The organism is Mycoplasma leachii PG50, from assembly GCF_000183365.1.
In the GTDB taxonomy this organism is placed as follows: Bacteria; Bacillota_I; Bacilli_A; order Mycoplasmatales; family Mycoplasmataceae; genus Mycoplasma; species Mycoplasma leachii.
Window position 1 is genome coordinate 639,579 of the sequence record NC_014751.1, and the last position, 23,333, is coordinate 662,911.

The following is a 23,333-nucleotide window of genomic DNA, read 5'->3' on the forward strand; positions in this document are numbered from 1 at the left end:
TATTTATTTAAATTTAAAATACAAATCATTTAAAATTTCAAAAATTGTTATAGAAGCTTGATTTATAAATTTATCAAATTGTATCATATTAGAATCATTTAAAAACATTATATCACTAACAACTTTAACACTACTAATTGGTTTTTTATATAAAAAAGCTGTATGAAATAAACTGCAAGCTTCCATATCAACTAAATCTATTTTTTGATTTAGCTTATTAATAAATTGTTTTAAATGTTCTTGTTTATTAATAAAAACATCTCCAGAAGCAATATTTGCTGTTTTGTAATCTAAAGATAACTTTAATTTAGTTGCTAAAAAATATTTAGGTAGTTTTGGAATTTGACCATATGAATAATTAAATCCAGTTACATCAACACTAAAATAATAAGCCTTATTAACTAGTATAATGTCATTTTGCTTAAAGTTTTTATTTAAACTACCACAAGTTCCTATATTTAAAATTTGATCAATTTGATAATTATTTAATAAATAACTTAAACTACAACTGGCATTTACTAACCCAATTCCACTTATGCATAACAATATATCTTGATATTGATACAATTTTAAAATATCATTATCAATAATTAATTTTGCACCAGTTTTTTTAAGACTGTATTCTAGTTCTTCATACATTGCACTAATTATTAATTTCATATTATTTTTTATATTTTAAAAAATGTTCAACTGTTTTTATTAACATAGAACCAATATTTTCTTTACCATATTTTTTTATAGCTAAATCATATTGATTTTTTAATAAAACTTTAAATCCTGTCATTAAGTCTGTAAAACATAGTTCTCTTAATTGTTCAACATTTTCATAATTTCTTTCAATACTAATTTTATCTGCACAAAAAACTATAATATCTAATTTAGTCATTTTCTCACTACCAACAGTGTGATTAAAAACAGCACTTAAAATTTCTTGATCATCAATTAGTCAATCATATAATAAATGCAAATAAGCTGTATATGAATGTCAAACTGGATAAGGTTCATTAATTAATTGTGGTAAATAAGTTTTTAAATAACTTAAAGCTTTTTCTTTTGATCATCTTTTTGTAATATCATGAAGTGTTCCAGCAATTAAAGCTTTTTTAGGATCTACATTTCATTTAATTGCTAATTCATAAGCCATTTTTCCAACATTTAAACAATGATTATAACGTTCAAGATCCATCTTTGTTTCCATACGTTCATATAAATACATTAAATTATAATTAACATAATCATTAATATCTTTAATTTGTTTGTCTAAATGTTTTAAATTTCTTATATCTGTAGAACTTAAATGATTATTTTCAAATTCAAATAATTCTAAATGGTACTTATTTAAAATTGTTTTGTTATAATTTTCATTTCTTTTAAAAATTTTAAAATCAATTATTTGAATTAGTTCATTAAAATTATTTCACTCTTCAAAACGATCTAATTGATCTGAACCCATAATAAAAGAAAAAGAGTCATTCTTATTGGTTTTTAAAATATGTTTAACTGTTTGATATGTTGGAGTGGATTTTTGATTCTTAATTTCATAATTATAAATTTTTACATAATCAAATTTATTTTTAATAATATCTAACATATTTAAACGATCTTTTATACTACTATTTTGTTTAGTTTTAAAAGGATTTAAATAAGTTGGGATTAACCAGACTTCATCAAAATTTAATTTTTCATAGCAAGTTCTTATAATATTAACATGATCAGTATGAATTGGATCAAAACTACCACCAAATAGAGCTATTTTTTTACTCATTACTTCACCTAAATTGTTTAATTTTGTTGCTTTTCTTTTTCTTTTTTAATAATTAAATTAATTTCTTGATCTATAATTTCTTGAATATCTTGTTGTTTTGTTTGATTGATGTTTTTCTTTTTTTGAATAAAATAAGTCAAAATAAAAATTAATAATGACAATATAGCAATAATAGCAAAGACCAAAATAAAAATTCGAAAAGGTATAGCAATTCCAAACACTTCAATTGGTTTAAAATGATACTTACTTAATTGTCAAAACATTTATTTTACCCTTTCTTTTATCTTTGAATTTTTTTTGGTTTTATAGCTAATGATCTTTTATGTTTGCTAATTTTATGTAAATAATCAATACGTTTTTTTAATTTAGGATCATTGTTTTGTTTTAATAAATAGCTGTCAATTAAATCATAACTAAATCCAATTTCACCTTCATCAGTTTGTCCTTCTCACAACCCTGCTGTTGGTTTTCTATTAATTATTAATTCAGGAACATTTAAAATTTTAGCAGCTTTTTTAACTTCAGATTTTAATAAGTGAATAATAGGAACAACATCAACTCCGCCATCACCATACTTAGTAAAATAACCTATATGTCATTCATCTAAATTATCAGTTCCTAAAACTAAATACTTTTTAGTTTGAGCTATTGTATATAAAGTTGTCATTCTCAACCTAGCTTTAGCGTTTGAAATAGCTAATAAACTTGGTTTTTCATCTAAATTAGAAAAACTATTTTTAAATGCATCAAAACTAGTTTCTAAGTTAACTTCAATATTTTTTAAATGATTAGTTTTAATAAGTTCATTAGCACAATCATAATCTAGTTGTGAAGAATAAATTGGCATTCACACAGTTAAATAATTATCTGGAAAAGCACGTTTTGCTAAATTTGCAACAACTGCTGAATCGATTCCTCCACTAATTCCAACAACAACACCATTGCATTTAGCTTTTTTTACAGTTTGTTGAATAAATTCAACTAAATAATCTAAATATTGTTTTAAATTAGTTTGCATATTAGTCTGTTCACTCCAATTCATAATCAAAAACTTTTACAAAATCACCTTTTTTAATGCCTTTTTTAACTAATGTTTCATAAACACCAGTTTCTTTTAGTTTTTCATTAAACATTAATAAGTTATCTTCTGTTCATATTGGAAATTTTTGATAAATTTTAAAAATAGTTTCTCCAGCAATTTCTCAACGATTATTACCTTTGTTATAAGCTTGAATATCTTCTTTTTGCTCTTCAAATTTATAAATTACCATTTCATCTTGATTATTATTTTTATCTAATTCTCATAAAGGTTGTTTTTTTGCAACTTTTAATTCTTCATAAATCATAAATAATAATTGATCTATATTTTCTTTTTTTAAACCTGAAATTTGTATGACTTTTTTATTTTTAAAATAATTTATTATTTTTTCATCTAGTAAATTTAATTGAGCTTCATCTAAATCCATTTTATTTAAAACAATAATTTCAGCTCTTTTTTCTAAATTTAAATTATAAGCTTTTAGTTCATTTCTAATTAATTCATAATTCTTAATAATATCTTCTGAACCAAAATTTCCAGAAGCATCTATTATATGACAAATCACCAAACATCTTTCAATATGTTTTAAGAACTGATGACCCAAACCTTTTCCTAAACTAGCTCCTTGAATTAATCCGGGTAAATCAGCTACTATAAAAGTATCATTGTTTTTAGTTCTAGCAACCCCAAGTTGTGGAGTAATAGTAGTAAATGGATAATCTGCAACTACAGGTTTAGAGTTTGAAATTGCTCTTAATAAAGTTGATTTTCCAGCATTTGGTAAACCAACAAATCCAACATCTGCTAAAACTTTTAATTCAGCTCTAATTTCAAATTCTTGACCTAATTCACCTGCTTCAAAAATAGTTGGAGCTTTATTTCTTGAATTTGCAAATCTTGCATTTCCTTTTCCACCCTTTCCACCTTTAGCAATTAAAACTAATTTATTATTTTCATTGATATCAGCTAATATGTTATTAGTTTTTTTATCATATAAAATAGTTCCTACAGGTACTTTAATGATTTTATCTTCACCTTTAGCACCATGCATATTTTTAATATCACCTTTAAAACCATCTTGAGCACTATATTTTTTTTGTAATTTTAGATCTAATAGTGAATGTTTACCTTCATCTCCTTGAAAATAAACAGACCCACCATCACCACCATCACCACCATTAGGACCACCATTAGGAACAAATAAAGCATGTAAAAAACTAACTGCTCCATCTCCTCCTTTTCCAGCCTTAATAATTAAATCAGCAGAATCAACAAATTTCATATAGCACCTACTTTACATTTATTACTTATAATATTTTATTATTATTAAATTATCTTTTAAAAATTTCTCTTTAATTGCTTTGATTAGTTAAAGTATTTCAACATTCATCACACAAAAAAGTAGGAATGTTGTTTTTAAAGTTGTCTTTTTCTAAATTCTCTCAAATATCAATTTGTTGCTTAACTAATTGTTCAATTTCTTTTTCACTTAATTTTTTAGTTTCTTTTTTTAATATTGTTCCAATTGGAGTTGGTGATGAATTTATTACAAAACTAATTTCATAATTATCACATAAAGAACAAGTAATATTAAAAAACTTAACCATAAAAAAATTATAATCTCTAAAATATTTATAATTTTTAGAATCAAAATTAACTTTCATAATTAAAAACACCACTTTTTTTAATATCAATAATTATTTTATCTACATTTACTTGATTAAATTCTATGTTTTTATTTAATTTTTTAATATCAAATTTCAAATTATTTAATTGAAAAGATAAATAAATTATTGCTACAATAACATCATTTGTTTTTAATAACTCAACATAAGGAAAAATGTATAAAAAGTATGAAAAAAGCACTTGTTTACAAGTTTGAATTAAAAAAATATCCTTTTGATCAATAACTTCTAAAATTTGGCTTTCAATTTGATAGTAAATATTATAAATTTCTTTTATATTTAGTGATTTTGGATTAATTAAAAAACTAGTTTTTTTATCTTTAAACACTTCAAAATCTTGATCTATTTGTTGATCAGATAAACTAATTAATAATAATGATTTATTTTCATAAGCATTATTTATATTAATTAAATATTTCTTTATTTCATCAAGAACTAGTCTAATATTAATATTTATTAAATTTTTAATCCCAATAATTTGATCTAAATTATTTTTTGAATTTAATAAAGTTTTAATTTCTAAAATACTGTATGTTTTATTTAATTGACTATATTGTTTTTCTTTAATTTCTTTTTTTATTTTATAAAGAGATTTTTCAAAATCACTAGGAATATAGCTAAGCTCTAATTCTTGGTTAATAATATCTAAAGCTTTAGTTAGATTATTTTTTTCAACTAGTTGTTTAATTTTTTTTAATATTTGATCATAATAATTTGCCATAATATTTTTTTCTAAAACAAAAAAATCGTGCTTAGCACGATTTTAATGATTCTAAGTGGTGCCCACGAGAAGGCTCGAACTTCCGACCTCACGCTTAGAAGGCGCGTGCTCTATCCTACTGAGCTACATGGGCAATAATAATCATATATAAATTTATCATATTTATATATGAAAATAAATAATATAAATTAATTTTTAAAATTTTCTAATTTATAAATGATTAATAGTGTTTGACTATAATCTTCTTTGTTTTTTACATGTTTAAAATTTGATAAAAGTTTAGATATTTTATAAGATACTTCATTAATAGTTTTTTTATCATATAAAGCTTTTTTTCTTTTATATGGTCCAAAAGTAATAATGAAATATTTTAAAATCAATTCTCATGAATAGTTAAATCTTTTAGCAATTGAAGGTACTAAACTCAAAATTAAAGAAATAGTTTTTAACATATTTGCTAATTGATTGTTAGTTTTTAAAAATTCTAATCTAAAATCTTTTTTAATAATTTCTTTTAAAACATTTTGATTAATTTGAATATCTTCTAAACTAATTGAATTATATTGTTTTTTATACATATTATGATCATCTAATTTATATAAAAACAAAGTATCTACTAAAGCTAATTTTTTTCTTTGTATTAAAAAGTCAGCTAAATAATTACTATCAACTTTTAAAATATCAATTAAACTAATGTAATTTGCAGATAATAAAACAGCATCTAAAAAATCAATAATTCGATCTTTATCACATACAAATTTAGAATAATCTTTTAATGAACTAATATGGTGTCCAATTTGTATAGGATTATAGTCTTTAATTAAAAATGGTAATAAAAATTTATCATCTTCATCATAATTTTTATTTATAAAATCAGGTTTTGCTGTCAGATAAATAGTGGAAGTTTGACCAGTTGGCTTATTAGTTAAAAATAATATTATATAGTTATAAAAACTATCAAAAATTTCTTCACCATCACTTAATGCTCATACTGATTTAATTCTGTCTTTTAAAAATAAAGCAGTGTATTTTGCTAATTGAAAGATTAATTTATATTTTTTTTCAATAGAATGCAAAACTCAATTTTCATTTTTAAAATTCAATAAAAAAGTATTTCATTCTTCATCATATTCTAAAATATCGATATGAGATTTAAAGTAATTATATTCATTAGAAGATAAAGGTCTTCCGACCTTTAATGCATTTAAAATATTTTGTTTAGTATAGATTTTTTTAATATTATTAAACATTTGATTTTCATTAGTTATATCAATAATTAACATAGTTAAAAATAAAGGATAAACTAAAGAGTGATAAACTATCTTATCATTATTTCTTGCTAAAAAGTTAGTATCAAAACGATACATTTTTGATAATTCAATTAATAATAAATTTAAAAAATCATTATTATAGTTATTATTATTAATTAATAATAAGTTGTCTGCTATATATTTTAATGCTATATTTTCTATAATAAAAGAAATTTCATCAATTTCTATTTTACTTAATTTTGAACTATACATTGAAGTTTTTGAATTATTATAATTTAAATATTCAAAAAATCTTGAATAGTTATTTGTAATATAGTTTGAAATTTCACTAACAGATGAATCATCTATATTTGTTAATGACTTATCTTTTAAAATTTGATATTGAAATAATCCATAATGAGTTACTTCAAAAATTTCATTGATTTTTTTTCTTAATAAAAGATCTACTTTTTTAAATTTATCTGTTTTTATTTTTTTAACTATATTATGAAAATAAACTCAAAATATAGTTTCTTGTTCTGGCATAATAACACCTACTTTATATTTAAATAAGACTAATAAATCTTATTCCATCAACCCTGCTTCATATAAGTTTCTAAAATGACCGGGTTGTTTTTTTAATTGATCAAAAGTTCCCATTTGAACAATTCCTACACCATTAGGTCCTAAAACATAAATTTCATCAACATTTTTAATAGTTGTTAACCTATGAGCTATAGTAATACACATTCTACCTTTAATTAATTCTTCTAATTTATCTTGAATTTCTTTTTCAACAACATTATCTAATGCACTTGTTGCTTCATCTAAAATTACTACATCAGGATCTTTTAAAAAGACTCTAGCAATAACTAATCTTTGTTTTTGACCACCAGATAAAATAAATCCTCTTTGCCCTAAAACAGTGTGATATTGATCTGGTAAAGACATAATAAAATCATGAAGTTCAGCCTTTTTACAAGCTTGAATCACTTCTTCATCTGTTGCATCAAATTTAGAATATTTAATATTATCTAAAAAAGTACCATATAAAATTTGTGGTTCTTGTTCAACATATCCAATATGATTTAAATAAGCCGGTAAATTAATTCTGTTTAAATTATATTCACCATTAATTAAAATTTTTCCATCAGTTGGAACATAAAATCTTAATAAAAGTTTTGCTATAGTAGTTTTACCACTACCAGTTTGGCCAACAAAAGCATAGCTTTTTCCTTTTTCAAAAATTAATTTAGTTGGTGGAATAACTATTCTTTCAGGTTTTTTTGGATATGAAAAACTAATGTTATCAAGAACAATTTTATCAATTTTATCAATTTTATAACCTTTTAAATTAGAATGAACCATTGGCTTTGGATCTGTTAATTCACTAATTCTATTAGCAGCATTAGAAGCAGCGGTTGCTGATCTTAAACTTGGTAATAAAATGGCAATTCCACCAATTAAAGTTGATAGTAAAGGAAAAATTAAAGCAATATCAGCACCTAAACTATTACTTGACTGATTATTACTTAAATATTGAACTGCAATAATTATAAAAATAATTGGAATTAATAATTGAATAACAAAAGTTAAAGAAGTATTTAACAAAGCTGAGGAGTGAGTAAATTTTGTTAATCCATTTTCATAATCTTTATTTTTTTCTTCTAATCTTTTAATTTCAAATTCTTCAGTTCCACTTGCTTTAATAAGTGAAATATTATTAATTCTATCTGTCATATCAGCATCAGTTTCTCTTTTAATATCAAATGCTAATATTAATTTTCTTCTCATATCAATAAAAAAGCCTACACAAAATAAATTAGCTATTAATAAATATACTAAAGATAAAGTTGCTATCATATATAAATTTTGAGTATACATAATTGTAATAGCTGTTATTGATCCAGAGAAAGCATAAATTAAATTAGTTAAAAATTGCTGAACTCCTAAAGCTAGAAATTGAGTATCTCCAACTAATCTTGTTAAAATGTTTCCAGAAACATGATCAAAATAAAAATCTACATCCTGATCTGTTAATGCTTTTAAAATTTTAAGTCTTTGCATTACTTCAATTTGAGCTGAATACAAAGCTATTGTGAAATTAGTAAAATATTCACAAATTATAATTATTGCCAAATTAATAGCAATAACATATAACCAACCAGTTGAATCTAATTCCATTCAATTAAATAACCATTGTTTATTATTTTGAACTAAAGTAGTGATTACTTTTGATGAAAACAAAGGAAGCATTGCTGCAAATATTGCATCTAATGATGTAAAAAATACAACACCAAAAAAAAGCAAAGGATTTTTTTTAGCTATTTCAATATTCATTCTAATAAAAAGACCAAATTTTTTTAAAGTAAATTTACCTGTATTATCAAAACTTCACTTTTTTTTGATTTTTGTATAAACTTTTTTTACTTTTGACATTATAAACACCTCCTTAATTAGACATCATATTTAGAAAAACCGGCTTCATATAAATCTTTAAATTCACCAGGTTTTTTTACTAGTTCTTTAAAAGTACCAATTTGAATAATTCCTTTTTTAGGAGCTAAAACAATAATTTGATCAACATTTCTTATTGTTGAAAGTCTATGAGCAATTGTAATGCTTGTTCTATTTTTCATTAATTCTTCTAATTTAGATTGAATCTCTTTTTCAACAACATTATCTAATGCACTTGTTGCTTCATCTAATATTAATATTTGTGGATCTTTTAAAAACATTCTAGCAATAACTAGTCTTTGTTTTTGACCTCCAGATAAAATAAATCCACGTTCTCCTAAAATTGTATTATATTGATCTGGTCAAGTCATAACTAAATCGTGTAATTCAGCTTTTTTACATGCTAGAATAATCTCTTCATCTGTTGCACTAGGTTTTACATATCTTAAATTATCTAAAACTGTTCCTAATAAAACTGATGGATCTTGTTCAACATATCCAATATGATTTAAATAACTTGGTAAAAACACATCTTTAAGATTAATATTATTATTAATTAAAACTTCACCTGAGCTTGGATCATAAAATCTTAATAATAGTTTTGAAATAGTTGATTTTCCTACTCCAGTTTGACCAACAAAAGCATAACTTTTACCTTGTTCTAAAACTAAATTAAAATTAGGCAAAATAACATTATCTGGTTTGTCTGAATAAGCAAAAGTAACATTTTTAAATATTACATTTCCCTCAATTTTATGAATTCTAATTCCTTTTTTATCTAATGCGTGATTATTAATAAGTTGTTTTGCAGCTGTAATTTCATCAATTCTTTGTGCTGAAGTACTTGCTTGAACCATTCCTACAACAGCTCTTAGTAATTGCATAACAGGACCAATTAACATTCCAGCACATATTAACATCGGACCTAAAATAGCTTTTAAAGTATCAATATCATTTTTATATAATCATAAAGCAATTATTGTCATTAAAATTTGTACTGTATTAATAGCAAAAAATAAGATACTTATCATTACAGATTGAAAATAACTAATTTGTTTATATTTTTTATAATAAATTTCATGAATATCTACAAATCTTTTCTTTTCATATTCTTCAGTACCATTAGCTTTAATTAATTTAATTGTATTAATTCTATCAGTAACATCGCCATTAATATCAGTAATAATTTTTCTAAGATTAAACACCAATTTTCTCATAGGTAAAAAAGCTAAACCAAATAAAATACCAAAAATTAAAAATAGTGCAATAAAAAATAAACCAATATATAAACTAGTTGTAATAAATAAAGTAATTAAAGTAAATATCATTGTAAAAAAAGCAATAAAAATAATATTTGGTATAACAGAAGCTTGCATACCAATAATTTGAGTATCAGAAACTACTTTAGTTAAAATTTCACCTGTTTTTTTATTTGAATAATATTCAATATCTGTTGTAATTAATTTTTTAGTTAATTCATTTCTTAAACTAATTTCAATTTTTCTACCTAGTTCATTTCCAAATAAGTTAGCAATGTAAGTCAAAATTGCAGTAATAACTAAAATAATAATTCAAATAGATAAAATTATTTTTCAATTAAACCCTCAAAAATTATCAAAAACTTTTTTAGTTTTTTCAAATTCAACAGAAAACTGTAATTGTTGCATTAATAAAGGATTAAAAGCAGCAAAAAAAGCAGATAAAACAGCAGTAACTAATAAACCTATAGCTCATTTTTTATTAATTTTCATGTGCTTTCAAATAACATTAATAAAACTTTTTCTACCACGGTTAAAAGATTTTCTATCTTCTTTTAACTCTTCATCAGTCATTGGTTTATAAAAATGATCGAAATTATTTTTGACTTTCATTCTTATTCTCCTTACATTAAAATCACTATTAATTATAACATTTAGCTATTTAAAAAGAAAAAGAGACCAAGTTATAGTCTCTAGTATTATTTAATTAAAATATTTTTTATTAGGAATTATATTTTAATTAAATAACTAATAAGCTAGTTTAATTTTGCAAACATAAAATATCTAAAAAATTTAAGATAAATAACAATAAAAAAAATTAATACTTATTTTTAGTTTAAATATAAAATTCTATTTGCAAAAATTTCATTTCTGATATTTGTTAAATCATTATTTGAAGTGAAAGACTGAATTCTTCCTTCAATTCCAACAACAGCTTGATCGTGTAATAAAAACTCATCATCAACAGCATTTGATCAAGCTTTAATATTAATATAATCAAGTGAGTCTACTTCTTTTGATTTATATGGTTTTGGTACTTTAACAACAAACTTATAAAGCTTTTTTTCTCCATCTTTTGAAGTATAAGCAACAGTTGCATCTCCTTCTAATTGTCCAATAATGTTTACTAAATTCATATGCTTTCTCCTTTTGTTTTCTCATTATTGTATTAGATAAAAAAAATTAAAAGTAACTTATTTTTATAAATCTTTTTAATATTTTTAATAAAAAAATAAAATTTTAAATAAATAGTCTAATCAAAAATCAACTTATTTTTAAAATCAACTAGTTTATGCTTATTTCTAATTATTGGTTTTATATTAAGTTATGTAATTAGTAGATCTAGTTTTGATTTTTCATTAGGAATAAAACAAACTTATTTATATAAAAATACTAATTTAACTAAAGTTTTTATATTGTCTTAAGTTTAAGTATATTAATAGTTTTTAGTTTAAAAAATAATTTTTCATTTTTATAATCTTGATTTAATTTCAGATATTAGTAATGTAAATGATATTAGTATATTAACTTTGATTGGTAGTTGCAATTGATGAATTATTAACAAAAAAAACAATTAGAAGTTTTAATAGAACAAGCAAAAGAATTCCAATATCAGTCATTAGGATTTATTAAATTTGAAAACTCAAATTGAACTGGTAGTTTAGCAAGTCAATTATCAGATCAAGAAAAAGAACAATTAATTAAAAGATTTAATATCAAATCAAAAGCAACTATACTAATTAATTTTGGTAAATATGAAAAAATTTCTCAATTAATGGATTCTATTAAAGTTTAATTAGTAAAATGTTTAATTTAGCCTATCCTAATGAATTTAAGTTATTATGAGTAGTTGATTTCCCATTATTTGAATATAGTGAAAAAGAACAAAGATATTTAGCAGCTCACCATCCATTTACAATGACAAAACCAGAAAGTTTAGATACTTTTGATGTAAATAAAAAAGATGCTATTGCTTATGCTTATGATCTAGTTATGAATGGATTTGAAATTGGTGGGGTAGTCAAAGAATTACTGATCCTAAAATTCAACAAAGAATGTTTGATGCAATTGAACTAACAAAAGAAAGAGTTGAAACTAATTTTGGTTGATTTGTGAATGCTTAAAAATATGAAGCACCATATCATTCTGGTATAGCATGAGGATTAGATATAATTACTATGATTTTAACTAATGCTCAATCAATTAGAGATGTAATAGCATTTCCTAAAAACTCATCGGGAATTGATCCTATGAGTAATGCACCAGATCTTGTAGATCAAAAACAATTAGATGAATTACATATTAAAACAAATTAAAAGCAAAATACACACAATTAAATAAAATAATTTTTGTAAAGATAAAAGATTAATAAATTATAACATTTTTAATAGAATATATAATGAGGTGAATAATATGAAAAAGTTATTAATATCATTTAGCGCTTCCATATTATTATCAGGGGTTGCTGCAACTGTTGTTAGTTGTGCAAACACTGAAATGAGTAAGAATAAAAAAGATAAAGATAAAGATCTTAAATCTGATAAGAATAAGGATCAAAATAATAAATTTGATAAAAGCAAAAACCAAAATAGTAAACCTAATAATAATGATCAAAATTCTAAATCGAATCAAGACAAGACTTCACCAAAAGATAATCCGTCAACACAATCTGAGTCTGAGAAACAAGAAAATAGCAAACAATATGATCTAGATAAGTTAATAACAAATAAATTTATTTCAATAGATGGAAGTGGAACAGGAGATGGCAAGCTTGCCAAACTACCTCAAAACTCGCAAGAGTATTTAGATTTGATTAAAAAACAAAATCCTAAATTCAAATTAACATTAAACAATGTTTCTTTTAATGTTGAAGAAAATGATAATAGTGGTTACAAGAAAGTAAGTGTTTCAACAAAAGGAAATAGTAAAAATCCAGTAATTGTTTATTTTTATAAAGATCGTCATGATACTGTTTATGAAGGCGAAAAAAAAGAAGTTGTAAAAGAAATTGGTTGAAGTAAAAGTACATACAGCACAGATATTTTACATTTTGATGAACAAACAAAGGAAGTTCCAGAAAACCTACCACCGTTTATAACCTCTTTAGAAGGCGCGTTTAGAAACAATGCACAAGAAACAATTAAGAACTTAGACAAATGAGATACTTCAAACATAGAATTTATGAATGAAACATTTTATGAAGCAAAAAATTTTAACCAAGATATTAGTGGCTGAAAAACAAATAATGTTTCTAATATGGATTCAATGTTTTATGGTGCTTCAAGTTTTGATCGAAATTTATCTGGCTGAAATGTTGACAAAGTTATAACTTATATTGAATTTAATAAAGATTCTAAGATTTCACAAGAAAACAAACCCAAATTTAAAGAATTGAAAAGAATACACCAAGGGCAAGGTGCAACAAAAATTTTGCATGACCGTGGGTTTTTAAACAAAATGAACCTTTAATTTTTTAAGTTATAATAATCTTATCAAAGGAAATTAGAAAATTAAACTAATCCAATAAGCCTAATTTTTCTTTGAGTTCGAATGATATGCGATAACATTCATTCTTAACACCTGAGACAAGTCCTGATAGTTCGTCGACTACTTCACTGGGCAATCCACTCGGGTTTTTTTTAATGCTGTTAAGAGTCTTATCTAATACAGTATGAATTCATCTTGTTTTATTTATTGTTCCTAGGGTTTTTAAATCATGTTTTCTTTCTTCATCTAATTGTTTTCTTTCTTCATATAATGAAATACCAAAATATAGACCAGTTTATATTCATTGTAGAACTAGTAGAAGTAGTTATAAATCAATAAAAATGTTAGAAAAACTAGGATTTAATAATCTTATTAATATCCAAGGTTCATTTTTACAGCTAAGCTATTATGAGTATTTTAATGATAAAACAACAAACAGAAAAAAGATTTTAACAGATTATAATTTTGAATAAAAAAGCAAAGATTCTAGTTTTTTTAACTAGTTTCTTTGCTTATTTTTTTAATTGGTTTATAAGATTTTCTATGAATATCTAAAATACCATATTTTTGTATAGCTAGTAAATGTTTTTTTGTACAATAACCTTTATGAGATTTAAAATCATAATTTGGATAAATTTGATCATATTCATCTAGTATTTTGTCTCTAGTAACTTTTGCTAAAATACTACTACAAGCAATAGAAAAACTTTTATCATCACCTTTAATGATTGGTAAAGTTTTAATATTAGTTAATTCAATATTTTGATTACCATCAATTAAAGCAAGATCTGGAGTGATTTTTAAATTATTAATTGTTGTCTTAAAACCTAATAAACTAGCTTGTAAGGGGTTAAATTCATCAACTTGTTTACTTGAAATTATAATAATTTGATAATCTAGACAATTTTTTATAATTTCATCATATAAAACTTGTCTAGTTTTAGGATTTAATTTTTTTGAATCTTTTATTAAAGGGTTAAAATAATCAAGTTTTAAAATCACACTAGCAACAACTAAAGAACCAGCTAAACAACCTCTACCAGCTTCATCGCTTCCTGATAAATAAGTAATATTATGAACAATTTTAATTTGATCATCAAATGATTTTCTACTTATCATAGTGAACTAATATCATTATCTTGTTTGTTATCTTCTGGATTAATAGCTTTTTGAATTTCTTCAGGAACTACTTCTAAAACTTTTTCAAATGAAATTTTTCCTAATTTACCTTTATCTAGATCTTTTAAAAATGAAGATAGTATTCTTTCCATATCTAAAATATCTTCAGTAACATATCATTTTTTTTCAATTCCAATTGTTTCAAAAATCTTATAAGAATCTATAACTGAAATGGGTTTTTGTAGTCTTAAATTTATTTTGTAATATTTTTCAATAATATCATCATAATTGTTATAAATATAGCTCATTAATTTAGCTGCTACTCTTTCTTTTGGAAAGACATTATCTTTTATTGAATTAATAGCACAAATATTTACAGCAACTGTTTCAGATTCTAGTTTTGAAGGTAAAACTCCTGGTGTATCTAATAAATTAATAAATGGATTTAAATGAATTAACTGAATTCCTCTAGTAACACCTGGTTTATTACCAACTTTAACATTTTTACCTTTAATTACTCTATTTATAAAAGTAGATTTTCCAACATTTGGAATTCCAATAACCAAAGCATTAATTAAAGTATTTTTTATTCCTTTAGCTTTGTCTTTTTCACGTTTTTTAATTGTTAACTCATTAATTACATTAATCAATTCATTAACTATATCAGTATGTCTATTATATAAAACAATTACTTTTGAATTTTCGTTTTTAATATAATAATCAACTCATTGTTGAGTAACTTTAGAATCAGCAATATCAGCTTTTGAAAAAATATAAACTATTGGTTTATCTTTTAAAAGCTTTTTAAAAGTGGCATTTTTTGATGAATAAGGAGCTCTTGAATCAATAACTTCAACAACGACATCTACTATTTCAATTCTTGCTTCAATATCTTTTAAAGTCTTATTCATATGACCTGGAAACCAGTTGAACTCAGCACTCATAAAATCACTTCTTTCTTTTTTCTAATATAATCTTATCAATAAATAAAAAACATCATAATAAAGTAGAAAAATACTTTATATGATGATTAAATTATTTGATTTCTTTAGCTTGTTTTGTTGGCATAATTTCTTTAATTCTAGCAGCTTTACCAGAAAGTTTTCTAATGTAGTAAATACGAGATCTTCTAACTTTACCACGTTTAATTAAAGTAACTGAGTCAATAATTGGTGAGTGTAAAGGAAAAGTTCTTTCAACAAATACACCATTTGACATTTTTCTAACAACTACAGAATAAGTAATTCCTGATCCTTGAGTTTTAATAACTAATCCTTCAAAAGATTGAATACGGAATTTGTCTCCTTCTTTAATTTTTACATCAACTCTAATAGTGTCTCCTGATCTAAAATCTATTAAATCATCACGTAATTGATTATTTATGATATCAAATTTTGATTTAACAGTTTTTGTTGCTTTTGAACTCATACTATTGTTCTCCTTTCATCTTTTTATAAATTTCTAATTGGTGTTTATTTAATTTAGTTATATCAATTAAATCTGGTCTTTTTTTAAGTGTTTTTATTACTTGCTGTTCTTCTCTTCACTTTTTAATATTTTGATGATGACCACTTAATAAAACATCTGGAACTTTTTTATTTCTAAATTCATATGGTTTAGTATAAACTGGATGATCTAATAAATTATTTTCAAAACTTTCATTTTCATGTGATTCTTGTTTAATGACATTTGGTAAAAGCCTTGATATTGAATCAACTAGAATCAAACTAGCTAATTCTCCACCAGTTATTACATAATCTCCAATTGATATTTCATCATCAATATAATCTAAAACTCTTTCATCATATCCTTCATAATGACCACATACAATAATAATATGTTCATAATTATTAGCATAAGTTTTTACTATAGATTGATTTAAAGTTTTTCCTTGTGGTGTTGTTAATAAAACAATTGATTTTGTTGTTTTTACTGATTCAATTGCTTTAATTAGTGGTTCAATCATTAAAACCATTCCACTACCACCACCATATTGATAATCATCAACTTGATTGTGACTAAGTGTAGAAAAGTTTCTTAAGTCAATAATTTCTATTTTAATAGCTTGCTTATTAATTGCTCTTTTTATAATTGATTCTTCTATATATGAGTTAATAATTTTAGGAAATAAAGTAATAATAGAAAACTTCATGTTATTTTAGTCCTTCAACATTTTTTGCTATTATCATTTGATTTTCATAATCAATTTCTTTTATAAAAACATCAACTAAAGGAACTCAAAACTCTTTAAGATCTTCTGATTTAACTTTTATTAATTGTTGATAACTATTATTCATATAATCTATAATAATTCCATTTGTTTTAAAACTAGTAAACTTAAAGTTAATTAATGATACAAGCCGAGTGATATTTTGATTTTTTAAACAATATATTTCTTTGTTTTTAAATTTAATAACATCATTAATATTATTTAAATTTAAAAACTTAACAATTAAATAATTTTTATTTAAATTAATTTCTTGTATTCTTAAAACTTGAAAATTATCATTAGTTTTTATAAAAAAGGTATTGATTTTATTTAAATCATCAATCACAATATCACTATTTAAAATAACTTTAACCTGTCCTTTAATAGAAAAAGTATTGACTATAACACCTATTTTAATAAGATTAGCATTCATTGATTATTTTAATCTAATTAATTATCTTTACTTTTTTTAGTAGTTTTTTTAGATACAGGTTTTTTATTTTCAGTTTGAGTATTTTTAGAAAATTTAGATTCGTGCAAAGCTTTTAAAATTCCTTGTTTAGAAAGCAAACTTCTTACTGTATCAGTTGGTTGAGCACCATTATTTAATCATTTTAAAGTTAATTCATTATCAATTTTAACTTCATCTTTTAATGGATTGAATGTTCCAACTAATTCAATATATTGTCCATTACGATTAACACGTGAGTCAGCTGCTACTATTCTATAAAATGGTGCTTGCTTTTTACCGATTCTTTTTAATCTTAATTTAACCATTGTTTCCTCCTATAATATATTTTTAAAACCTTAATAATAATAACAATTTTAAAAAAAGGTGTCAAGTAATTGCACTTAACACCTAAAAATTATTTGTGATATTTTTCATTATTAATAATTTTAAAAACTCTATAAATTTGTTCTATTAAAACAATTCTACATAACTGATGTGGAAGTGTAATTTTAGCTAGTGAAAACTTATTGGTAAAAGAATTTAAAAAACTTTTTGAATATCCATCACTAGGACCTATAATAAATAAGATTTTTGCTGATTTATAATTAAGATTTGTTTTTATAATTTCAACTAAATTTTCAGTTGAAATTAATCTTGAGTTAACATCAAGAACTACTTTTTCAAAATCTTTATAATTTTGTAATTTTTTTAATAATAAGTTAGAATTTTCATCTTTAATTTTATTTAACTCACCATTAACTTCTTCTTTTAGTTCAATAATTTCTAAATCTACATATTTTTTTAATCTTTTAAAATAATCATTAAAAGCATCAATATAAAATTTTTTATCTAATTTACCAAAACAAAGTATTTTGATTTTCATAGATTTTAAAATTTAAATCCGCCTTTAGAAAGATTTGGCATTCTTCCACTTTTAATCATTTTAGTTATTTCTAAAACTTGTTTTTTACCTTTTTCAAAAGAGTTTATTAACTCATTAAATTCTTTTTCAGTTCTTCCTGATCCTTTAATAATTCTATTTTTTCTACTTATTGCTTTTAAAACTCTTGGATCACGTCTTTCTTTTAAAGTCATTGAATCCATTAAGATTGAAAATACAGCTAATTTTCTTTGAGCATCTTGAATTTGTGTTTCGCTTACTTTATTAATAGGTAACATTTTCATCAACTTATTTAAACTACCCATTTTTGCAATTTGAGCTAACTGATTTCTTAAATCTTCTAAATCAAATTGACCTAAAAACATTCGATTCATAGTTTTTTGAATAGAACGTTCATCAATATTTTCTACAGCTTTTTCAAATAAAGTTTCAATATCACCCATTCCCATTAATCTATCAGCCATTCTTTTTGGATAAAAAGCAGCTAAAGCATTATATCCTTCACCTTCACCGATAAACTTAATAGGTAGTTTAGTTAAATAACTAATAGATAAAGTAGCTCCACCTCTAGCATCTCCATCTAATTTAGTAACAACAACTCCAGATAGTTTTAACTTACTATTAAACTCATTTGTAACATTAATAATTTCTTGACCACTCATTCCATCAACAACTAATAAAATTTCACTTGGCGATGTTTTTTTCTTTAAATTGTCTAATTCAGTCATTAAAACTTGATCAACTTGCAATCTTCCTGCTGTATCTAAAATTACAACATCAAAATTATTTTCTTGTGCATATTCTAAAGCTTCTTGTGCAGTTAAAATAGGATCTTGTTTTCCTTTTTCAAATACTTGTGTATTTGTTTTTTGTCCAAGTTGAATTAGTTGTTCAATAGCTCCTGGTCTATAAATATCTAAACCAACTAATAAAACTTTTTTCTTATTTTTTTTATTTAATAAATAAGCAAGTTTATTAGCAGTAGTAGTTTTACCACTTCCTTGTAATCCAACCATCATAACAACACTTGGTTTTTTATTTAATTCTAAAGGTGCATTTTCTTTTCCTAAAATATTAACTAATTCTTCATGAACAATTTTAATCATTTGCTGATGAGCATTAGCACCTTCAAATATATACCCACCTAAAGCTTTTTGTTTTACATTATTAATAATTTCTTTAGTTGCTTCAATATTAACATCTGCTTCTAGTAAAGATAATCTAATTTCTTTTAATGTTTCTTTAATGTTTTCTTCATTTAAAGTAGAATTCTTCATATTTTTTTCAATGCTTTTTTGCATTCTTTTTGATAAAAAATCACCAAATCCCATATTAACTCCTTTTCTAACTAAAACCTATTTTATTTTAAAACATCAGTTTCTTTTCTTTCTCTTATTACCGTTATTGTTATTTCACCAGGAATAATTACTTTATTTTTTATTTCTTCTTTCATTTTTTCTAAAATCATTGCTAAATCTAAATCAGAAGCAACTAATGGATTAACTATTAATCTAATTTGACGACCAGATTGTAATGCATATGTTTTAGCAACTCCTGGAATGGAATTACCAATCTTTTCAATTTCAGTCATTCTTAAAATAAATTCATCAATTGCATTATATCTAGCTCCAGGTCTAGAAGCTGAAATAGAATCAGCAATAGCAACAATAGCAGCTATTTCACTTTCTTTTTCTTTATCTTCATGATGAGATTCAATGCAATTTATAATAATTGGATCTTCATTATATTTTTTAGCAATTTCTGCACCTAATACAACGTGACTACCTTGCTTTTCAAAATCTATAGCTTTACCAATATCATGTAATAATCCTGCTCTAATTGCTTTTTCAACATCTAAACCTAACTCAGAAGCAATAGCTCCAGATAGTTTAGCAACTTCAATAGAATGAGCTAAGACATTTTGCCCATAACTAGTTCTAAACTTTAATTTACCAATTAATTTAACTAATTCAATATCAATATCATTAATATTTAACTCTTTAATAGTACTTAAGCCAGTTTCTTGAATTATATACTCTAATTCTTGTTCTTGTTTTTTTAATTCATTTTCAATTTTAATTGGTTGGATTCTACCATCAATAATTAACTGTTCTAATGTTCTTGTTGCTATTTCTCTTCTAATTGGATTAAAAGAAGAAACTACAACAGTGTTTGGTGTTTCATCAACAATAATATCAACTCCACCAATTTGTTCAAAAGCTTTCATATTTCTACCGTCTTTACCAATAATACGACTCTTAAGATCATCAGATGGTAATTTAACAATATTAGTTGTTCTTTGACTTGTAAGTTCTACTTTAATTCTTTCCATTGCTGAAATTATAATATTATTAGCAATCATTTTAGAACTACTATGTGCTTGTGATTCAGCATTTTTTAAAATAGAAATAAGTTCTTTTTCTGATTTATTTTTTACTTGTTTTATTAATAATTCTTTTGCTTGGGATTTAGTTAAACCAGAAGCATCTTCTAAAATCTTGATTAAATATTCTTCTTTTTTATCTAATAAAAATTTTCTTTTTTCTAGATCTAATAAACTAGCATCTAATCTTTGTGATTTAGACTCAACTTTTTCTTGATTTCTTTTTAAATCATTACTTCTTAGTTCTAATTGTTCTTTTACTCTATCTAATTCGTTTTTTTCTAATTCACTTCTTTTTAAAAAAAGCATCTTTGCTTCACTAATTTCTTTATATCCATTAGCTAAAATTTGTTTTTTTGCTTGCTTAGCTTCTTTTGTATATTGTTCAACAAGACGCTTTCTTGATTTAGATTTTCATAAATACAAAGCAATAGAACTACAAATAATAAAGCAAATAAAAAATATACCACAAAAAACTGAGAGTAATATAATTATGTCATCATTCATGTTATCTATTTTCTTTCTGCTTAAAAGTTACAATTAATTTTAAATACTAATTTATTATAGCATTTAAAAAATAAAGAAATTTTTGACAATAGCTAAGCAATGAAATTTTGACAATAATTACAAACAAAAAAGCACATTGGTGCTTTAAATTATTCTTTTTGTTCTATTATTTTTTTAACTTGTTGTATTAATTCATTAGTTCTTTTTTCATCAGCATTTAATCACTGAATAACACTAGTTTTTCCTTGTCCTATTTTTTCATTTTGATAAGAATATCAAACACCAGATTTTTCAACAATTTCATAACTTACTAATAAATCAACTAATTCACCAATTTTATCAATACCTTTATTATATAAAAGTGATATGGTTGCAGTTTTAAAAGGAATAGCAGTTTTATTTTTAACAATTTTTATTTTAATTTTATTACCAATAATTTCTGAGTTTGAAAGAATATTTTCTGATTTTCTAACTTCTAGTCTAATTGATGAAAAAAACTTTAAAGCTTTACCACCTGTTGTAGTTTCTGGATTTCCAAAAATAACTCCAATTTTTTCTCTTAATTGATTAATAAAAATCACAGTTGTATTAGATTTTGCAATTAAACCATTTAACTTTCTTAAAGCTTTTGACATCATTCTTGCTTGTAGTCCAATTGACTGATCACTCATTTCACCTTCTAATTCAGTTTTTGGTACTAAAGCAGCTACTGAATCAACAATAATTAAATCAATACTATTTGAATTAATTAACATTTCTAAAATATCTAATGCTTGCTCACCATTATCTGGTTGACTAACTAATAATTTGTTAGTATCAATACCTAAATTATGACAATATTTTGGATCTAATGAATGTTCTGCATCAATAAAAGCAGCAATTCCTCCTAATTTTTGAATTTCACAAATAGCATGTAGTGATAAAGTGGTTTTTCCAGATGATTCAGGACCATAAATTTCAATAATTCTTCCTTTAGGATAACCACCAATTCCTAAAGCATTATCTAATAAAAGTGAACCTGATGAAAAAGTTTCAACATTTAAATTATCACTTTGACCAAGAACCATAATAGAACCTTTACCAAACATTTTTTCAATTTCTTTAATAGCTTCTTTTAGTTCTTTTGAATTTCACATTTGTGATTCTTTTAAATTATTATCTTCTATTTTTTGTATTTCTGTACTCATAGCTTTTTTTCCTTTCATATTTGTATTAGAAAAAAAATTAAAAAAGAACCATTTGCTTAATTTTTTTTACAATAAATTTAATAGCTCTTTTTTTAAAGAACTTTCTAGATACTACAAATTTAGGTTTAAATTCAAAAACTTTAATATCATTATTATAAAAAACACCAATATAAGCTAAACCTACAGGTTTATTTTCCATACTATTAGGACCAGCATTACCAGTAAAACTAACTACAATATTTGTTTTTGTTAGTTCATAAGTTTTTATAAGCATTTCTTTTGCACACTCAAAAGAAATAACACCATCTTTTTTAATAACTTGTTTATCTATATTTAAAATATTTTCTTTAAACACAGTTTGATAACAAACAAATGACCCATAAAATATTTTTGAACTATTTTTAATATTAGTAATTAAATTACTAAATAATCCACCAGTAAATGATTCACAAGTTGAAATTGTTAAATTAGCTTTAATTAATAATTTAACTATTTTTTTTAAACTCATAAAATCACCACAATCTATTAAAAAAAATGATGAGATTTTATCTATAACCCACGTTTTGTACTTTTTAGCGTCAATCATCTATCTAGTTAATAATAACTTCTGATCTTGATTCTTATTCTCTTAATCAGATTCCTCTACCAAAATTTGAGTTTCTTACTTATGGGGTTTACCGCGTTCCATTTCAAGATTTCTCTTTATTCGTCTCTGTGGCACTTTATAACATTACCATAGCAAAGCCTTAGGTTAGTTATGCCGTCAGTAATTAATTACTGCCTAAATTTATTTTTTCATTTAGCATAAACACTACAATCATCACAGATTGTGTAAGCGTGGAGTTTCCTCTATATTCTTTTTCAAATACAGCGATTGACCAATAAAATCTCTTATTAATTTTACAACATAAATC

At 23.5% G+C, this 23,333-nt stretch carries 24 protein-coding genes, 1 tRNA gene, 1 other RNA gene and 1 pseudogene; 3 read left to right on the forward strand and 24 right to left on the reverse strand.

The genetic code is table 4. The annotated features are described in order from the left end of the window. Positions 1–3: 3 nt before the first annotated feature. The 12 genes from mtnN to MSB_RS02730 form a co-directional block, all read right to left on the reverse strand. Positions 4–660 (reverse strand): 5'-methylthioadenosine/S-adenosylhomocysteine nucleosidase, encoded by a 657-nt coding sequence (mtnN, locus tag MSB_RS02675; protein ID WP_011166627.1) that lies wholly within the window; start codon positions 658–660, stop codon positions 4–6. A 1-nt stretch (position 661) separates the two neighbouring features. Further along, positions 662–1,765: a nicotinate-nucleotide adenylyltransferase gene (locus MSB_RS02680; protein ID WP_013447834.1), complete on the reverse strand. Its 1,104-nt coding sequence runs from the start codon at positions 1,763–1,765 to the stop codon at positions 662–664. Between the two features lie 17 nt (positions 1,766–1,782). Continuing rightward, positions 1,783–2,028 carry a TIGR04561 family membrane protein gene (locus tag MSB_RS02685; RefSeq protein WP_011166625.1) on the reverse strand — a complete coding sequence of 82 codons (246 nt, stop codon included), beginning with the start codon at positions 2,026–2,028 and terminating at the stop codon, positions 1,783–1,785. A 17-nt stretch (positions 2,029–2,045) separates the two neighbouring features. Then, a complete protein-coding gene (nadE, locus tag MSB_RS02690) occupies positions 2,046–2,783 on the reverse strand; it encodes an NAD(+) synthase (RefSeq protein ID WP_013447835.1) in 738 nt (245 codons plus the stop codon). Position 2,784: 1 nt separating this feature from the next. Further along, positions 2,785–4,086, reverse strand: coding sequence for a GTPase ObgE (gene obgE, locus MSB_RS02695; RefSeq protein ID WP_013447836.1), 1,302 nt, complete (start codon positions 4,084–4,086; stop codon positions 2,785–2,787). A 70-nt stretch (positions 4,087–4,156) separates the two neighbouring features. Continuing rightward, a complete protein-coding gene (locus tag MSB_RS02700) occupies positions 4,157–4,468 on the reverse strand; it encodes a hypothetical protein (protein ID WP_013447837.1) in 312 nt (103 codons plus the stop codon). Beyond that, on the reverse strand, positions 4,458–5,210 hold the full coding sequence (locus MSB_RS02705; RefSeq protein ID WP_011166621.1) for a DUF3196 family protein: 753 nt from the start codon (positions 5,208–5,210) through the stop codon (positions 4,458–4,460). Before MSB_RS02705 ends, MSB_RS02700 begins: the two co-directional genes overlap by 11 nt. A gap of 56 nt (positions 5,211–5,266) precedes the next feature. Then, a tRNA-Arg gene (locus MSB_RS02710) sits at positions 5,267–5,343 on the reverse strand. Positions 5,344–5,398: 55 nt separating this feature from the next. Further along, a complete protein-coding gene (locus MSB_RS02715) occupies positions 5,399–7,006 on the reverse strand; it encodes a hypothetical protein (RefSeq protein WP_013447838.1) in 1,608 nt (535 codons plus the stop codon). A 39-nt stretch (positions 7,007–7,045) separates the two neighbouring features. Next, positions 7,046–8,899, reverse strand: coding sequence for an ABC transporter ATP-binding protein (locus MSB_RS02720; protein WP_013447839.1), 1,854 nt, complete (start codon positions 8,897–8,899; stop codon positions 7,046–7,048). Between the two features lie 17 nt (positions 8,900–8,916). Continuing rightward, the gene (locus MSB_RS02725) at positions 8,917–10,788 is read right to left on the reverse strand and encodes an ABC transporter ATP-binding protein (protein ID WP_013447840.1); all 1,872 of its coding nucleotides are present in this window, start codon (positions 10,786–10,788) and stop codon (positions 8,917–8,919) included. A 218-nt stretch (positions 10,789–11,006) separates the two neighbouring features. Next, positions 11,007–11,312, reverse strand: coding sequence for a single-stranded DNA-binding protein (locus MSB_RS02730; protein WP_011387408.1), 306 nt, complete (start codon positions 11,310–11,312; stop codon positions 11,007–11,009). Between the two features lie 403 nt (positions 11,313–11,715). Here MSB_RS02730 and MSB_RS05425 point away from each other — a divergent pair. The 3 genes and pseudogenes from MSB_RS05425 to MSB_RS02745 all read left to right on the forward strand — a co-directional run. Next, a pseudogene (locus MSB_RS05425) lies at positions 11,716–12,491 on the forward strand (amino acid--tRNA ligase-related protein); the annotation flags it as partial. Between the two features lie 97 nt (positions 12,492–12,588). Next, positions 12,589–13,644, forward strand: a complete 1,056-nt coding sequence (locus tag MSB_RS02740; protein WP_013447843.1) for a BspA family leucine-rich repeat surface protein — start codon at positions 12,589–12,591, stop codon at positions 13,642–13,644. A 173-nt stretch (positions 13,645–13,817) separates the two neighbouring features. After that, positions 13,818–14,135, forward strand: coding sequence for a rhodanese-like domain-containing protein (locus MSB_RS02745; protein ID WP_013447844.1), 318 nt, complete (start codon positions 13,818–13,820; stop codon positions 14,133–14,135). 22 nt (positions 14,136–14,157) lie between these two features. Here the strand turns inward: MSB_RS02745 and MSB_RS02750 are convergent, their stop codons facing one another. The 12 genes from MSB_RS02750 to rnpB form a co-directional block, all read right to left on the reverse strand. Continuing rightward, positions 14,158–14,781 (reverse strand): ribonuclease HII, encoded by a 624-nt coding sequence (locus tag MSB_RS02750; protein ID WP_013447845.1) that lies wholly within the window; start codon positions 14,779–14,781, stop codon positions 14,158–14,160. Next, positions 14,775–15,725, reverse strand: a complete 951-nt coding sequence (gene ylqF / locus MSB_RS02755) for a ribosome biogenesis GTPase YlqF (protein WP_011166613.1) — start codon at positions 15,723–15,725, stop codon at positions 14,775–14,777. Before ylqF ends, MSB_RS02750 begins: the two co-directional genes overlap by 7 nt. Positions 15,726–15,816: 91 nt before the next feature. Beyond that, complete coding sequence (gene rplS, locus MSB_RS02760; protein WP_011387413.1) at positions 15,817–16,209, reverse strand: 50S ribosomal protein L19; 393 nt, start codon at positions 16,207–16,209, stop codon at positions 15,817–15,819. 1 nt (position 16,210) lies between these two features. Next, a complete protein-coding gene (gene trmD / locus MSB_RS02765) occupies positions 16,211–16,933 on the reverse strand; it encodes a tRNA (guanosine(37)-N1)-methyltransferase TrmD (protein ID WP_013447846.1) in 723 nt (240 codons plus the stop codon). Between the two features lies 1 nt (position 16,934). After that, positions 16,935–17,423: a ribosome maturation factor RimM gene (locus MSB_RS02770; RefSeq protein WP_013447847.1), complete on the reverse strand. Its 489-nt coding sequence runs from the start codon at positions 17,421–17,423 to the stop codon at positions 16,935–16,937. A gap of 17 nt (positions 17,424–17,440) precedes the next feature. Next, on the reverse strand, positions 17,441–17,767 hold the full coding sequence (gene rpsP, locus MSB_RS02775; RefSeq protein WP_013447848.1) for a 30S ribosomal protein S16: 327 nt from the start codon (positions 17,765–17,767) through the stop codon (positions 17,441–17,443). An 89-nt stretch (positions 17,768–17,856) separates the two neighbouring features. Continuing rightward, positions 17,857–18,324, reverse strand: coding sequence for a 23S rRNA (pseudouridine(1915)-N(3))-methyltransferase RlmH (locus tag MSB_RS02780; RefSeq protein WP_011166608.1), 468 nt, complete (start codon positions 18,322–18,324; stop codon positions 17,857–17,859). A gap of 5 nt (positions 18,325–18,329) precedes the next feature. After that, on the reverse strand, positions 18,330–19,673 hold the full coding sequence (gene ffh, locus MSB_RS02785) for a signal recognition particle protein (protein WP_013447849.1): 1,344 nt from the start codon (positions 19,671–19,673) through the stop codon (positions 18,330–18,332). 29 nt (positions 19,674–19,702) lie between these two features. Next, positions 19,703–21,232 (reverse strand): ribonuclease Y, encoded by a 1,530-nt coding sequence (gene rny / locus MSB_RS02790; RefSeq protein ID WP_013447850.1) that lies wholly within the window; start codon positions 21,230–21,232, stop codon positions 19,703–19,705. 149 nt (positions 21,233–21,381) lie between these two features. Beyond that, entirely contained in the window at positions 21,382–22,419 is a 1,038-nt protein-coding gene (recA, locus tag MSB_RS02795; RefSeq protein WP_011166605.1) for a recombinase RecA, read from the reverse strand. A 37-nt stretch (positions 22,420–22,456) separates the two neighbouring features. Next, a complete protein-coding gene (locus MSB_RS02800; RefSeq protein ID WP_013447851.1) occupies positions 22,457–22,927 on the reverse strand; it encodes a CinA family protein in 471 nt (156 codons plus the stop codon). Positions 22,928–22,966: 39 nt separating this feature from the next. After that, positions 22,967–23,305: RNase P RNA component class B (rnpB, locus tag MSB_RS04605), an RNA gene on the reverse strand. Positions 23,306–23,333 lie beyond the last annotated feature (28 nt).